This window comes from Xanthomonas euroxanthea (assembly GCF_900476395.1).
Taxonomy (GTDB): domain Bacteria; phylum Pseudomonadota; class Gammaproteobacteria; order Xanthomonadales; family Xanthomonadaceae; genus Xanthomonas; species Xanthomonas euroxanthea.
In genome coordinates this window covers 431,514-444,858 of record NZ_UIHB01000005.1, presented here as the reverse complement: position 1 = coordinate 444,858, position 13,345 = coordinate 431,514, and the positions used below count along the sequence as shown (strand labels likewise).

The 13,345-nt window shown below is 66.7% G+C and carries 12 protein-coding genes and 1 other RNA gene; 10 read left to right on the top strand and 3 right to left on the bottom strand.

Annotation, left to right across the window (positions count from 1 at the left end; genetic code table 11):
• Positions 1–4 precede the first annotated feature (4 nt).
• Both CPBF1521_RS16085 and CPBF1521_RS16080 read right to left on the bottom strand, forming a co-directional pair.
• Positions 5–80, bottom strand: a non-coding RNA gene (locus CPBF1521_RS16085) — sX9 sRNA.
• A gap of 193 nt (positions 81–273) precedes the next feature.
• Entirely contained in the window at positions 274–1,086 is an 813-nt protein-coding gene (locus CPBF1521_RS16080; protein ID WP_115677612.1) for a C1 family peptidase, read from the bottom strand.
• Here CPBF1521_RS16080 and CPBF1521_RS16075 point away from each other — a divergent pair.
• The 8 genes from CPBF1521_RS16075 (at position 1,085) to CPBF1521_RS16040 (ending at position 8,078) form a co-directional block, all read left to right on the top strand.
• Positions 1,085–1,399 (top strand): hypothetical protein, encoded by a 315-nt coding sequence (locus CPBF1521_RS16075; protein ID WP_126945207.1) that lies wholly within the window; start codon positions 1,085–1,087, stop codon positions 1,397–1,399. The genes CPBF1521_RS16080 and CPBF1521_RS16075 overlap by 2 nt on opposite strands.
• A 122-nt stretch (positions 1,400–1,521) precedes the next feature.
• Positions 1,522–2,841 carry a cell envelope integrity protein CreD gene (creD, locus tag CPBF1521_RS16070; protein WP_104648091.1) on the top strand — a complete coding sequence of 440 codons (1,320 nt, stop codon included), beginning with the start codon at positions 1,522–1,524 and terminating at the stop codon, positions 2,839–2,841.
• A 7-nt stretch (positions 2,842–2,848) separates the two neighbouring features.
• Entirely contained in the window at positions 2,849–3,271 is a 423-nt protein-coding gene (locus tag CPBF1521_RS16065; RefSeq protein ID WP_115677611.1) for a hypothetical protein, read from the top strand.
• On the top strand, positions 3,268–3,918 hold the full coding sequence (locus tag CPBF1521_RS16060) for a GNAT family N-acetyltransferase (RefSeq protein ID WP_181901278.1): 651 nt from the start codon (positions 3,268–3,270) through the stop codon (positions 3,916–3,918). The genes CPBF1521_RS16065 and CPBF1521_RS16060 overlap by 4 nt, the downstream gene beginning before the upstream one ends.
• Positions 3,919–3,964: 46 nt before the next feature.
• Positions 3,965–4,849, top strand: a complete 885-nt coding sequence (locus CPBF1521_RS16055) for a carbon-nitrogen hydrolase family protein (protein ID WP_115677610.1) — start codon at positions 3,965–3,967, stop codon at positions 4,847–4,849.
• Positions 4,850–4,982: 133 nt separating this feature from the next.
• Positions 4,983–6,074, top strand: coding sequence for a DUF3616 domain-containing protein (locus CPBF1521_RS16050; RefSeq protein WP_115677609.1), 1,092 nt, complete (start codon positions 4,983–4,985; stop codon positions 6,072–6,074).
• Positions 6,075–6,141: 67 nt separating this feature from the next.
• Complete coding sequence (gltX, locus tag CPBF1521_RS16045) at positions 6,142–7,545, top strand: glutamate--tRNA ligase (protein ID WP_115677746.1); 1,404 nt, start codon at positions 6,142–6,144, stop codon at positions 7,543–7,545.
• Between the two features lie 14 nt (positions 7,546–7,559).
• Complete coding sequence (locus tag CPBF1521_RS16040; protein WP_016902320.1) at positions 7,560–8,078, top strand: transcriptional repressor; 519 nt, start codon at positions 7,560–7,562, stop codon at positions 8,076–8,078.
• A gap of 133 nt (positions 8,079–8,211) precedes the next feature.
• Here the strand turns inward: CPBF1521_RS16040 and CPBF1521_RS16035 are convergent, their stop codons facing one another.
• Positions 8,212–8,832: a TetR/AcrR family transcriptional regulator gene (locus CPBF1521_RS16035; protein WP_104581861.1), complete on the bottom strand. Its 621-nt coding sequence runs from the start codon at positions 8,830–8,832 to the stop codon at positions 8,212–8,214.
• A 129-nt stretch (positions 8,833–8,961) separates the two neighbouring features.
• On the opposite strand from CPBF1521_RS16035, the gene CPBF1521_RS16030 reads away from it, so the two are divergent.
• On the top strand, positions 8,962–10,185 hold the full coding sequence (locus CPBF1521_RS16030) for an efflux RND transporter periplasmic adaptor subunit (RefSeq protein WP_115677608.1): 1,224 nt from the start codon (positions 8,962–8,964) through the stop codon (positions 10,183–10,185).
• 16 nt (positions 10,186–10,201) lie between these two features.
• Positions 10,202–13,345 (top strand): efflux RND transporter permease subunit, encoded by a 3,144-nt coding sequence (locus CPBF1521_RS16025; RefSeq protein WP_115677607.1) that lies wholly within the window; start codon positions 10,202–10,204, stop codon positions 13,343–13,345.

The following is a 13,345-nucleotide window of genomic DNA, read 5'->3' as shown; positions in this document are numbered from 1 at the left end:
GCGCGGCTGACAATCCGTAGCGAGCAGTCGTCAGGTGGGTGCGGACGGCGCGGAGCAACCGGAGTGGACCAGTGGTACGCGAAGATTCCGCGCGCCGTCCGCGCCCGCCTGGCGGCTGCGCAGTAGGTTGTTGGCAGCTCTGGACCGCATGCATGCCACATGTGCACAGGCCGGAGCCAATGGCGCCCGCATCGCGGTGCACTGAAGCGGCATGCGCCAGGGCACATGCCGCCTCCGTGTCGGCCGCGCATCACGGTGCGCAGCCGCTGTGTGCTAGTGCACCACGTCGGCCACCATGACGTCCTTGGCGACCACCGACCAGGACAGCTTGCCAAAGCCCTTGTTGCCCCATTCGGTGCCCCAGCTGTTTTCGACGATCAGCCCGTCGCTGTCATACCCCAGCGCGACCACCGCGTGCCCGCCCAGGATCGGCGTCTTGATGTCGTAGTCGACCTGGTTCTTCGGCGTGAGGTCTTCAAACCCCTGGCGGACATAGAAGCCGATGACCACCGGCGTGGACGAGGCCAGCGCGAGTTTGATCTGTTCAATCAGGGCCCGCCCGCCATCGCCGTCGCCCGAGTACAGCACGGTGTACTTGCGGTACGGCGTGGGGTTCTTGGCAGCGTTGGCGCGGTCGGCTGCGGTGGGCGGATTCTTCCAGTTGTAGTTGCCCCACGAGTAATGCTGCTCGGTATCGATGCCCTGGGCCAGCGCGACGTCCAGCGGCGCTTCCAGCGTGGAGCCCTCATCGACGCCGTTGTTGACCTGGCTGTAGAGATACATCGGGGCGAAGCGGGTTTGCGCCTGCTTGCTGGCGTTGGCGTACCAACCGGTCAGGGTGTGGGCGGTTGCCCATGACGCACATGATCCCACCTGGCCCTGGTCGCCTGGCGCGATGGCCCAGGCAGTCAGGTCCACCGTGGCGGGCAGGGGTCTGGCGGCGCTGGCAATGCCGAACAAGGGCGTGACCGGCTGCATCAATGACGAGGGTTTCAGACCCATCCCGTGCATTGCCGCCTGTGCGGCGGCGGAGGACAGGCTCAGGGCAGCAAGCAGGCAGAGGCTGAGTGAACGTTGCTTGTTCATGGAAGGCAAACTCCAGGCGAAAGAGGAATGCAGTGGTGCGCACTTCTGGAACCACGGCCGGCAGGCGGGCATACGCGTGCGACACCGCCGATACGGCGTGCAAGTTGAAGGAGGACGCGACGAAACGACGGCACTGGAACGCCGTGATCAATACAGACTCGAAAAAAGCGATGGCCCCGTGATGCGCAACTGCACGCGCATCGTTGCGCCTGGCGGCCAGGCGCGCGCCGGTGATGCGAAACCTTGGCGATGCAACGGAAGCACGTCCTGGGCCTTGGTTGCAGTTTTGCAGGGCGAACACTGCATTTCCTAACTGGGTCACAGTGCCGGTCGCCGATCCTGCCGATCGCCCACTTCACATTCGCTTCAAATTCGCCTCAAACCCCCGACACCGGCGCATCGCACCCTGGCCACCTCCCCGAATGAGGATGGTCGATGAAATCCCTGAAACTGTTGTTGCGCTTCGCCACCATTGGCGGATTGATCCTGTTGCTGCTGATTCCGTTGCTGTTGATCCGCGGCACCGTGCAGGACCGTGCGCGTTACCGCGACGAGGCGGTGGAGCGGGTGGCGCAGAGCAAGGCCGGCGAGCAGCAGTTCATCGCGCCGGTGCGGGTGCTGCCGTTTACCGAGGATGTGCAGGTCACCGAGCCCGACGAGCAGGGCAATCCGCGCAAGGTCTGGCGCAAGCGCGACGGCCAGTTGCTGCAGACCCCGCGCACGCTCAGCCTGAGCGGCGAGTTGACCCCGTCCGAGCGGAGGATCGGCCTGTTCCGCGTGCAGGTGTATGCGTGGAAGGCCAGGCTCAAGGCCGAGTTCGAGCCTTTCGCCTATCCGGCCGTGGACGGTCGTCGCTATGGCCAGCCGCATCTGGCGGTGGGTATTTCCGATGTGCGTGGCCTGGTCGGCACGCCGAGCCTGCGCGTGGACGGGCGCACACTGCCGCTGGAGAGCGGGGCAGGCGGCCTGGCGGCGCGCTCGGCCGGTATCCACGCCGATCTGCAGCCGCTGGGCGATGCGCTGGCCGGCACGCTGGGCGAAGACAATCTGGTGGAGATGTCCTTCGTGCTGGACGGCACCCGCAGCCTGGCGATCGCGCCGATTGCCGACAACAACGACATCGCGCTGCGCTCGGCCTGGCCGCATCCGCTGTTCGGCGGGCGCTTCCTGCCCAATGCGCCGACCATCGGCGCGCGTGGTTTCGATGCGAGCTGGTCGTTGTCCTCGCTGGCCACCGGTGCGCAGACCCAGCTGCAGTCCAGCCAGTCGTCGCTGGATACGCTGCAAGTGCAGCTGGTCGACCCGGTGGACGTGTACACCCAGGCCGACCGGGCCAGCAAGTACGGCATCCTGTTCGTGGTGCTGACCTTCGTGGCGTTCGTGTTGTTCGAGCTGATCAAGCGTCTGCCGATCCATCCCCTGCAGTACCTGCTGGTGGGGCTGGCGCTGGCGATCTTCTTCCTGTTGCTGCTGAGCCTTTCCGAGCACATCGCGTTCTGGCAGGCGTACCTGGTGTCGGCCGCGGCATGTATCGGCCTGCAGTTCTTCTACCTGTCCGGGGTGTTGCGCAGCTGGGCGCGCGCAGCCGGGTTCTCGGTGATGCTCACTGCGTTGTACGGGGTGCTCTACAGCCTGTTGATCTCCGAAGACAACGCGCTGCTGATGGGATCGCTGCTGCTGTTCGGCATCCTGGCCAGCATCATGTGGGTGACCCGCAAGCTCGATTGGTACGAGCTTGGCAACAGCCTGCGCTGAGGCCGGCATGTTCGCTCACGCACGGCTGCACCGGCGGGCGCAGCGCTTGCTGCCCGCCGGGATCGACACGGTGGCGCTGCTTCCCGCAGCGCTGCCGCAGGCCTGGGAAGCTTCGCCGTTGTCGGCCTTGCCCTTGCACCGCGACGGACGCCGCGGGGTGATCGGCCTGCGCCTGCATCCAGGCACCGCGCAGGCACTGCGCCTGGATGGCAGCCGATTCCTGCAGGCGGCACAGCGGCAGGACGTGCCGGCAGACAGCGCGCTTCAGCGCGGCTACGGGCCATGGCAGCGGTTGAGCAACGGCAGCTACTGGGCGCGCAGCACCGATGCACTGCGCGGCGTGCTGCTGGCCAGCGAGGAGGCGGCGGTGTGGTTGTTGTGGCAGCAGCCGGTGGCCCCGGCCGCGATCAACGGCCGCTGGCTGCGCTGACCCACGGCAGCGCCGCGGCGCCAGGCTGGCTTACCATGGCCGGCATGAGCGGCTCCTCCCTGATCGTCGAAACGGTGCGCGGCACGCAGGTGCTGCCGCATCTGGCTGCGGTGGCGCAACTGCGCATCGCGGTGTTTCGCGCCTGGCCGTACCTGTATGACGGCGATGCCGATTACGAGCGCGGCTACCTGGCCGCGTATGCGGCCTCGCCGGACAGCGTGTTCGTGCTGGCACGCGATGGCGATGCGGTGATCGGCGCCTCCACCGGGCTGCCGCTGCTCGACGACAGCGACGCCTTCCATGCGCCGTTCCGCGCGGCCGGCATCGATCCGGCCGGCGTGTTCTATTTCGGCGAATCGGTGCTGCTGCCGGAATATCGCGGGCAGGGAATCGGCCACGCCTTCTTCGACCGGCGCGAGGCGCATGCGCGTGCACTGGGGCGCTTCGCGCTCACCGCGTTCTGCTCGGTGGAACGTGCGCAAGACGATCCGCGCCAGCCGGCCGACCATCGACCCAACGATGTGTTCTGGCGCAAACGTGGCTATGCACCGCAACCGGACATGCGCGTGCAGCTGGCGTGGGCGGAGTTGCAACACGGCGAGATCGACCACAGTCTGCGGGTTTGGACGCGGGCATTGCCGCCGTGACCGATTCGCTTCCTACGTCATCGATCCATCGCAACCAGGCCGCCAGATGAAAATTGCCGTCGCCAAATACCCGATCGGCAAACCCGCCGACTTCGCCGCCTTTGCCGCACGCCAGTCCGCGCTGGTGGGCGAGGCGGCCGCCGCCGGCGCGCGCCTGCTGGTGCTGCCGGAATACCTGTCGCTGGAGTTGGGCGCGACCTTCGGCACGCAGATTTCTGCCGGCTTGCCCGAGTCGCTGGCGGCGATCCAGGCGCTGCGTGCGCCGTGGCTGGAGCTGTTTGCCGGCCTGGCGCGCCGGCATCAGCTGCATCTGGTTGCCGGCAGCTTCCTGCTGGATCTGGGCCAGGGCCGTTACCGCAACCGCAGCGACTGGTTCACGCCCGACGGCCGGCACGGCTGGCAGGACAAGCTGCAGCTGACCGGCTTCGAAAAGGCTACCGGGCTGATCGAGCCGGGCGATACGGTGAAGGTGTTCGAGCTGGATGGCGTGCGTGCAGCGATCGCGATCTGCTACGACAGCGAGTTCCCGCTGCCGGTGCGCGCGCAGTACGAGGCCGGCGCGCGGCTGCTGATCGTGCCCAGCTGCACCGACACCGCCGCCGGCGCGATGCGGGTGCGCGTCGGTTGCCTGGCGCGCGCGCTGGAAAACCGCGTATTCGTCGCGCAATCGGTCACGGCCGGGCAAGCGCCGTGGAGCCCGGCGCTGGACGTCAATACCGGCGAAGCGGCGGTGTTTGCCCCGATGGATGTCGGCTTCCCGGCCGACGGCGTGCTGGCGCAGACCCAGGGCGGTACCGTGTGGGCGTATGCGGAGCTGGATTTCGCCGCCTTCGAGGCCAGCCGCGCGCAGGCCCAGGTCGCCAACGACCGCGATTGGGTCGGTCAATCGGGCGCTCACCTCACGCGTGCCACGCTGGCCTCCTTCGACTGACACGCGCGGCCATCCAGCCACTGCGGCGTGCATCGCCGCGCGAGCGCCGCCGTTGCCCGTGACCGGCTCGCGTACGCTTCGAGCGTTCTGCGCTATTCCCTGATTCGTCACCCGCACCGCCCACCAGGTTCCCATGGCCAAGAAAACCCTGATTCCACACAGCGTCCGTCTCGAGTTCGCGCCCGGCGCGCTGGTGCACAGCAATCTGTCCGGCGCGGCGTTTACCGACGACTGGCTGTGGGTGGCCGGCGACGAAGCCTGCGCGGTGGATCGCCTGCGCAGGCTCGAGCCCGTGCAGCGCGAGACGCTGCGCTTCGGCCAGGGGCAGAGTTTTGCGCTGGCCGAGCTGCTGGACCTGCCCGGCGAGGCGGCCGAGGAGGCGGACCTGGAAGGCATGGCGCTGTCGGACGGCTACCTGTGGGTGGTCGGCTCGCATGGGCTCAAGCGCAAGAACGCCAAGCGCAATCGCGACGATGCCGACAACGCCAAACGCCTGACCAAGCTCAAGCTCGACGCCAACCGCCGCCTGCTGGCCTGCCTGCCGATCGAGCGCGATGCCGACGGCACCCCGCGCCTGGTGCGCCAAGCCGCCGATGGCCGTCGCGCGCTGCGGCTCAAGGGCGATGCCAAACACAACCAACTCACCGAGCTGCTGGCCGACGATCCGCATGTTGGCCCGTTCATGAAGATTCCCGGCAAGGACAACGGCTTCGACATCGAAGGCATCGTGGTGGACGGCGAGCGCCTGCTGCTGGGCCTGCGCGGGCCGGTGCTGCGCGGCTGGTCGGCGCTGCTGGAGATCCGCGTCCAGGCGCATGGCGACCACCTGCGGCTGGCGCCGCTGGACGAGGACGGCACGCTGCTGCGCAAGCACTTCCTGCAATTGGGCGGGCTGGGCATCCGCGACCTGCACTATTCCGGCGACGACCTGTACCTGCTGGCCGGCCCGACCATGGTGTTGAATGGCGAAATCCGCCTGTTCAAATGGCCGGACGCACGTACCGTGCTGGCCACCAACCAGGCACCGGTGCGCTTTCAGCACGAGTTGCTGGAATCGGCGGTGTTGCCGCACGGCACCGACAGCGACCGCGCCGAGGCGATCTGCAATCTTCCCGGGCACCTGGCCGGCGACACGCCCAGCTGGCTGGTGCTGTACGACGCGCCCGGCCCGGCGCGCAGCGGCGGCGATGACGTGGTCTACGGCGACCTGTTGCGCAACCGCTGAGCCGCGTGCGGGCAGGTCCGTGCTGGTCAAGGTAAAATCGGCCGATCCCCGTTTCGCCGAGCGCTCCATGACCTGCCGCACCCGCTTTGCCCCCAGCCCCACCGGTTACCTGCACATCGGCGGCGCCCGCACCGCGCTGTATTGCTGGCTGGAGGCGCGCCGTCGCGGCGGGCAGTTCGTGCTGCGCATCGAGGACACCGACCGTGAGCGCAGCACCCAGGCCGCGATCGACGCCATCCTGGAGGCGATGGACTGGCTGGGCCTGGACTATGACGAAGGCCCGATCTACCAGACCCAGCGCGTGGCCCGCTACCAGGAGGTGGCCGAGCAACTGCTGGCGCAGGGCAAGGCCTATTACGCCTACGAAACCCGCGAAGAACTCGACGCCATGCGCGAGGCCGCCATGGCCCGGCAGGAAAAGCCGCGCTACAACGGCGCCGCCCGCGAGCAGAACCTGCCGTACCGCGACGACCCCAACCGGGTCATCCGCTTCAAGAACCCGGTCGGCGGCACGGTGGTGTTCGACGACCTGATCAAGGGCGTCATCGAGATTGCCAACAGCGAGCTCGACGACATGGTGATCTTCCGCCCGGACGGCTTCCCCACCTACAACTTCGCGGTGGTGGTGGACGATTGGGACATGGGCATCACCGAGGTGATCCGCGGCGATGACCACATCAACAACACCCCGCGCCAGATCAACATCTATGAGGCGCTGGGGGCGACTGTTCCCAAGTTCGCGCACATGCCGATGATCCTGGACGAGCAGGGCGCCAAGCTGTCCAAGCGCACCGGCGCGGCCGACGTGATGCAGTACAAGGACGCCGGCTACCTGCCGCATGCGCTGATCAACTACCTGGCACGTCTGGGTTGGTCGCACGGCGACCAGGAGTTGTTCAGTCGCCAGGAATTGCTCGACCTGTTCGACGTCAAGGACGTCAATTCCAAGGCCGCGCGCCTGGACATGGCCAAGTTGGGCTGGGTCAACCAGCATTACCTCAAGACCGACGACCCGGCCAGCATCGCCCCGCAGCTGGAATACCAGCTCGCCCGGCTCGGCATCGATGTGGCCGCCGGCCCGGCCGCCGCCGACGTGGTGGTGGCACTGCGCGAGCGCGTGCAGACCTTGAAGGACATGGCCGAAAAAGCCGTGGTCTGGTACCAGCCGCTGGAAACCTACGACGAGGCGGCGGTGATGAAGCACCTCAAGCTGGGTGCGGAAGTGCCGCTGGGCAAGGCGCGCGAACTGCTGGCGGCACAGAGCGAATGGAGCGTGGAGACCGTCTCGGCCGCGCTGCACGACGCGGCCGCCGCGCTGGAGCTGGGCATGGGCAAGGTGGCCCAGCCGCTGCGCGTGGCCATCACCGGCACCCAGGTCAGCCCGGACATTTCGCAGACCGTGTACCTGGCCGGACGCGAGGGCGCCTTGAAACGCATCGATGCCGCACTCATCAAGATAGGGGCGGGCTGACCGCCGGAGCCTGTATGACCAAGCATACGCACACCCAAACGCACGATCAGGAACATGCCTGCACAGCCCCGCATCACCATGTGGACGATGCCAACGGCTTCGTGCGCGCGGTGGAGCGTGCCTGCAGCGAGCGCGGCCTGCGGCTGACGCCGATCCGCGCCAATGTGCTGCGGCTGATTGCCGACGCCGGCAAGCCGGTCAAGGCCTACGAGTTGCTGGACTGGGTGCGCGAAGGCAAGGGCGTCGGTGCCGACGCCCCGCCCACGGTGTACCGCGCGCTGGATTTCCTGATGGCCAACGGCTTCGTGCACAAGCTCGAATCGGTCAATGCCTTCGTCGCCTGCCACCACCCCAACAGCGCCCAGCACTCGGTGCCGTTCCTGATCTGCGACCGCTGCCACAGCGCGGTGGAGCTGGAAGACCGCGAGGTGGTGGCGCAACTGGAAGCGCGCGCCAAGGCGCTGGGTTTCCAGCCGCAGGCGCAGACGCTGGAAGTGCACGGCCTGTGCGCCAAGTGCGCGGTGGCCGAGTAAGGATCGCCAGCCAAAACGCAGGGCGGTTCGCTTAGAGCGGCTGACAAAACCCAACGTGCGAGTGCCATGCACGCGCATCAGTGAGGTCGCTAGCGGCGCATCGCTTAACTCAGGTATCAGACACCACCGCGCATCACGCCGCGGCGTCGGTCTTGCTGCCATAGCCCGCCAGAAACAAGGCGACCGCGCGCTGCGTCGCCTCGCGCAGATACGCGGGCGAGGGGTTCTTGAGTGCGCCGAACAGGCAGGGCATCAGGGTTTCCGCCTCCAGCAGCCCGCCGAACTGCCTGGCCGCGATCAGGACATCGGCGCAGCGGATCACGCCGCGATCCATCTGCGTCTGCAGATAGTCGGCCATGCGCTGCACACCTTCTTCCGGGCCGGAATTGAAGAACAACGCGCCCACGTCCGACCGCCCCGACACGCCGATGATGGTTTGCCAGATGGTGATCGAGCTGGGCGCGCACAGGAAGCTGAGGATGTCCTCGCCGAAGCGCTGCAGGGTCTCGGCGACCGGGCCGTTGCTCTGCGAAAGCGCGTCCAGCAGCGGGTCGATGTAGCGGTCGGACATGTCCTTGGCAAACGCCACAAACAGCTCATCCTTGGATGGGAAATAGCCGTAGAGCGTGCGCTTGGAGCCGCCGACGCGGGCGGCGATCTGCGACATCGAGGCGCCTTCGAAGCCCAGTTCGAGGAACACCTCGCTGGCCGCCTGCACGATGGCGTCGCGTTTTCCTTCGGTTCTGACCCGCATCAACTGACTCCGTTGGGTAGTTAAGTATACCGACTGGGCAGTAATGCTTGACGGCCACGGATGCGCTCATTAGGATACCGAACCGTACCGTTTAGATTTAATCATCCTGCGTTCCGTCGGAGACCTCCCGTGCGTCCTCATGCTGCGTTTCGCCTGCCCCTGCTTGCTTCTGCCGTTGCAGCCACCCTCCTGCTCAGTGCCTGCGGCAGCCCGCCGGGCGGACCGCCGCCGGCGGAGGGCATGCCCGAAATGGGCGTGCTGACCGTCAGGCCGCAGCCGGTGACCCTGACCACCGAGCTCCCCGGGCGCACGGTTCCCTACCTGATCGCCGAAGTTCGCCCACAGGTGGGCGGCATCGTGCAGTCGCGCCAGTTCACCGAGGGCGGCGACGTCAAGGCCGGGCAGACGCTGTACCAGATCGATCCGGCGACCTACCGCGCCAGCTATGCCAGCGCCCAGGCCACCCTGGCCAAGGCGCAGGCCAACCTGCGCACCGCCAGGCTCAAGGCCGAGCGCTACACCGAACTGGTGCAGATCAAGGCGATCAGCCAGCAGGACGGCGACGACACCGCCGCTGCACTGGGCCAGGCCGAGGCCGATGTGGCGGCCGGCAAGGCCAGCGTGGAAACCGCGCGCATCAACCTGGCCTTCGCGCGCCTGGACGCGCCGATCTCCGGCCGCATCGGCCGCTCCAGCGTCACCCCGGGCGCCTTGGTGACCGCCAACCAGGCCACCGCGCTGACCACCATCCAGCAACTGGACCCGATCTACATCGACGTCACCCAGCCCAGCGCGGCCTTGCTCCGCCTGAAGCAGGCGATGGCGCGCGGCGAGCTGGAGAAGGCCGGCGACGATGCGGCAAAGGTGTCGCTGCTGCTGGAAGACGGCAGCACCTATCCGCTGCAGGGCCACCTGGCGTTTTCCGATGTCACCGTCGACCAGAACACCGGCTCGATCACCCTGCGCGCGGTGTTCCCGAACCCGAATGCGGAGTTGTTGCCGGGCATGTATGTGCGCGCGGTGCTGCAGGAGGGCATCAAGGAGCAGGGCGTACTGGTGCCGCAGCAGGCGGTCTCGCGCAATGGCGCCGGCAAGCCGACCGCGTTCGTGGTCGGTGCCGATCACAAGCTGCAACTGCGCGTACTGGAAACCGACCGCGAAGTCGGCGACCAGTGGCTGGTGCGCAGCGGCCTGAAGGCCGGCGAGCAACTGGTGGTCGAGGGCGTCTCGCGCGCCCGCGACGGCATCGAGGTCAAGACCGTGCCGTGGCAGCCCAAGGGCAAGCCCGCCGCCGGTGCTGGCAATGCTGCCGGCACGCCTTCCGCCCCGACCGCACCGCGTGCGGCCAACTGAGGCGGGATCACACGTCATGGCACGCTTCTTCATCGATCGTCCGATCTTCGCCTGGGTGCTGGCCATCATCGTGATGCTGGCCGGCATCCTGTCCATCGCCACCTTGCCGATTGCGCAATACCCCAGCATCGCGCCGCCCGCCGTCGCCATCACCGCCAACTATCCGGGCGCCTCGGCGCAGACCCTGGAAGACACCGTCACCCAGGTCATCGAGCAGAAGATGAAGGGGCTGGACCACCTCAGCTACATGGCCTCCACCAGCGAATCCAGCGGTGCGGTGACCATCACGCTGACCTTCGACAACGGCACCGACCCGGACACCGCGCAGGTGCAGGTGCAGAACAAGTTGTCGCTGGCCACGCCATTGTTGCCGCAGGAAGTGCAGCAGCAGGGCGTGACGGTGACCAAGTCGGCCACCAACTTCCTCAACGTGCTGGCCTTCACTTCCGAAGACGGCAGCATGAGCGATTCGGACCTGTCCGATTACGTGGCTGCCAACGTGCAGGAAACCATCAGCCGCGTCGAAGGCGTGGGCGACACCACCTTGTTCGGCTCGCAGTACGCGATGCGGGTATGGATGGACCCGAACAAGTTGAACAACTTCAGCCTGACCCCGGTGGATGTGCGCACCGCGATCCAGGCGCAGAACGCGCAGGTGTCGGCCGGCCAGCTGGGCGCGTTGCCGGCGGTGCCCAACCAGCAGCTCAATGCCACCATCACCGCGCAGACCCGGCTGAAGACCGCCGGGGAGTTCGAGAACATCCTGCTGCGCACGCAGTCCGATGGCTCGCAGGTGCGCCTGCGCGATGTGGCACGCATCGAACTGGGCAGCGAGAGCTACAACACGGTGGGCCGCTACAACGGCAAGCCGGCCGCCGGTCTGGCGATCAAGCTGGCCACCGGCGCCAATGCGCTGGATACGGTGCGCGCGATCGACAAGAGCCTGGAGGAGCAGGAGAAATTCTTCCCGCCCGGCATGAAGGTGCAAAAGCCGTACGACACCACGCCGTTCGTGCGCATCTCCATCGAGCAGGTGGTGCATACGCTGATCGAAGCGGTGGTGCTGGTGTTTCTGGTGATGTACCTGTTCCTGCAGAATTTTCGCGCGACGCTGATACCGACCATCGCGGTGCCGGTGGTGTTGCTCGGCACCTTCGGCGTGCTGGCGGCGTTCGGTTTCACCATCAACACGCTGACCATGTTCGCGATGGTGCTGGCGATCGGCCTGCTGGTGGACGATGCCATCGTGGTGGTGGAAAACGTCGAACGCGTGATGGGCGAGGAGCAGTTGTCGCCCAGGGACGCCACGCGCAAGTCGATGGACCAGATCTCCGGCGCGCTGGTCGGCGTGGCTCTGGTACTGGCCGCGGTGTTCGTGCCGATGGCGTTCTTCGGCGGTTCCACCGGTGTGATCTACCGGCAGTTCTCGATCACGATTGTTTCTGCCATGACCTTGTCGGTGCTGGTGGCGATGATCCTGACCCCTGCCCTGTGCGCCACCTTGCTCAAGCCGGTGGAGAAGGGCCATGGTCTGGCGACCACCGGCTTCTTCGGCTGGTTCAACCGCCTGTTCGATCGCGGCAACACCGGCTACCAGGGCGTGGTGCGGCACATGCTGGGCAAGGGCTGGCGCTACATGCTGGCCTATGCGGTGTTGCTGGCGCTGGTGGTGTTCGGCTTCATGAAGCTGCCGGTGGGCTTCCTGCCGGACGAGGACCAGGGCACGCTGTTCGTGCTGGTGCAATTGCCGCCCGGTGCCACCGATGCGCGCACCGGCGAGGTGCTCAAGCAGGTGGAGCATCACTTCCTGGTCGATCAGAAGGACTCGGTCGCCGGCATCTTTGCGGTCTCCGGTTTCAGCTTTGCCGGTACCGGCCAGAACGTGGGCTTTGCCTTCGTCAAGTTGCGGCCGTGGGACGAGCGCACCGGCAAGGGCCAGAGCGTCACCGACGTGGCGGGCAAGGCCGGTGCGTTCTTCAGCACCATTCGCGATGCCAAGGTGTTTGCGTTCGCACCGCCGGCAGTCTCCGAGCTGGGTAATGCGACCGGCTTCGACCTGATGCTGCAGGACCGCGCCAACCTCGGCCACGCCGCCTTGATGCAGGCACGCGATCAACTGCTGGCCGAGCTGTCGCAGGACAAGCGGCTGGTGGCGGTGCGCCCGAATGGGCAGGAAGACACGCCCGAGTTCAAGCTGGAGATCGATTCGCACAAGGCGCAGGCCATGGGCGTGTCGATCGCCGATATCAACAACACCTTCTCCAGCGCCTGGGGCAGCACCTACGTCAACGACTTCATCGACAAGGGCCGCGTCAAGAAGGTGATGCTGCAGGCCGACGCGGTGTACCGCATGAATCCGCAGGACATCGACCGCTGGTTCGTGCGCAACAGCGCCGGCACGATGGTGCCATTCAATGCCTTCGCCACTGCCAGCTGGCAATCGGGCTCGCCGCGGTTGGAGCGTTACAACAGCGTGCCGTCGGTGGAGATCCTGGGCATGGCGATGCCCGGTGCGGCCTCCAGCGGCGAGGCGATGCAGATCGTGGAAGCGGCGGCGGCCAAGTTGCCGCCGGGCATCGGCTACGAGTGGACCGGGTTGTCGCGGCAGGAAAAATCCTCGACCGGCCAGACCGGGCTGTTGTACGGGCTGTCGATCCTGATCGTGTTCCTGTGTCTGGCCGCGTTGTACGAAAGCTGGGCGATTCCGTTCTCGGTGATCCTGGTGGTGCCGCTGGGCGTATTCGGCACGCTGCTGGGCGCACTGCTGACCTGGAAAATGAACGATGTGTACTTCCAGGTAGGCCTGCTCACCACGATTGGTCTTGCATCGAAAAACGCGATCCTGATCGTGGAATTTGCTAAGGAACTGCACGAAAGCGGCAAGAGCCTGGTCGCAGCGGCACTGGAAGCGGCGCGCATGCGCCTGCGGCCGATCCTGATGACATCGCTGGCCTTCATCCTGGGCGTGGTGCCGCTGGTGCTCGGCAGTGGTGCCGGTGCAGGCGCACAGCATGCCTTGGGCACCGCGGTGATCGGCGGCATGTTGTCCGGCACGATCCTGGCGATCTTCTTCGTGCCGCTGTTCTTCGTGCTGATCAGCGGCTTGTTCAAGCGCCGCGCACAGCCCACTTCGCCCGCACCGCAACCGGCAGGACACTGA

Coding starts and splice junctions, on each gene's coding strand:
- CPBF1521_RS16075 (WP_126945207.1), top strand. CDS start 1,085: ATGGAAGGCAAACTCCAGGCGAAAGAGGAATGCAGTGGTGCGCACTTC.
- CPBF1521_RS16080 (WP_115677612.1), bottom strand. CDS start 1,086: ATGAACAAGCAACGTTCACTCAGCCTCTGCCTGCTTGCTGCCCTGAGC.
- creD (WP_104648091.1), top strand. CDS start 1,522: ATGAAATCCCTGAAACTGTTGTTGCGCTTCGCCACCATTGGCGGATTG.
- CPBF1521_RS16065 (WP_115677611.1), top strand. CDS start 2,849: ATGTTCGCTCACGCACGGCTGCACCGGCGGGCGCAGCGCTTGCTGCCC.
- CPBF1521_RS16055 (WP_115677610.1), top strand. CDS start 3,965: ATGAAAATTGCCGTCGCCAAATACCCGATCGGCAAACCCGCCGACTTC.
- CPBF1521_RS16050 (WP_115677609.1), top strand. CDS start 4,983: ATGGCCAAGAAAACCCTGATTCCACACAGCGTCCGTCTCGAGTTCGCG.
- gltX (WP_115677746.1), top strand. CDS start 6,142: ATGACCTGCCGCACCCGCTTTGCCCCCAGCCCCACCGGTTACCTGCAC.
- CPBF1521_RS16040 (WP_016902320.1), top strand. CDS start 7,560: ATGACCAAGCATACGCACACCCAAACGCACGATCAGGAACATGCCTGC.
- CPBF1521_RS16035 (WP_104581861.1), bottom strand. CDS start 8,832: ATGCGGGTCAGAACCGAAGGAAAACGCGACGCCATCGTGCAGGCGGCC.
- CPBF1521_RS16025 (WP_115677607.1), top strand. CDS start 10,202: ATGGCACGCTTCTTCATCGATCGTCCGATCTTCGCCTGGGTGCTGGCC.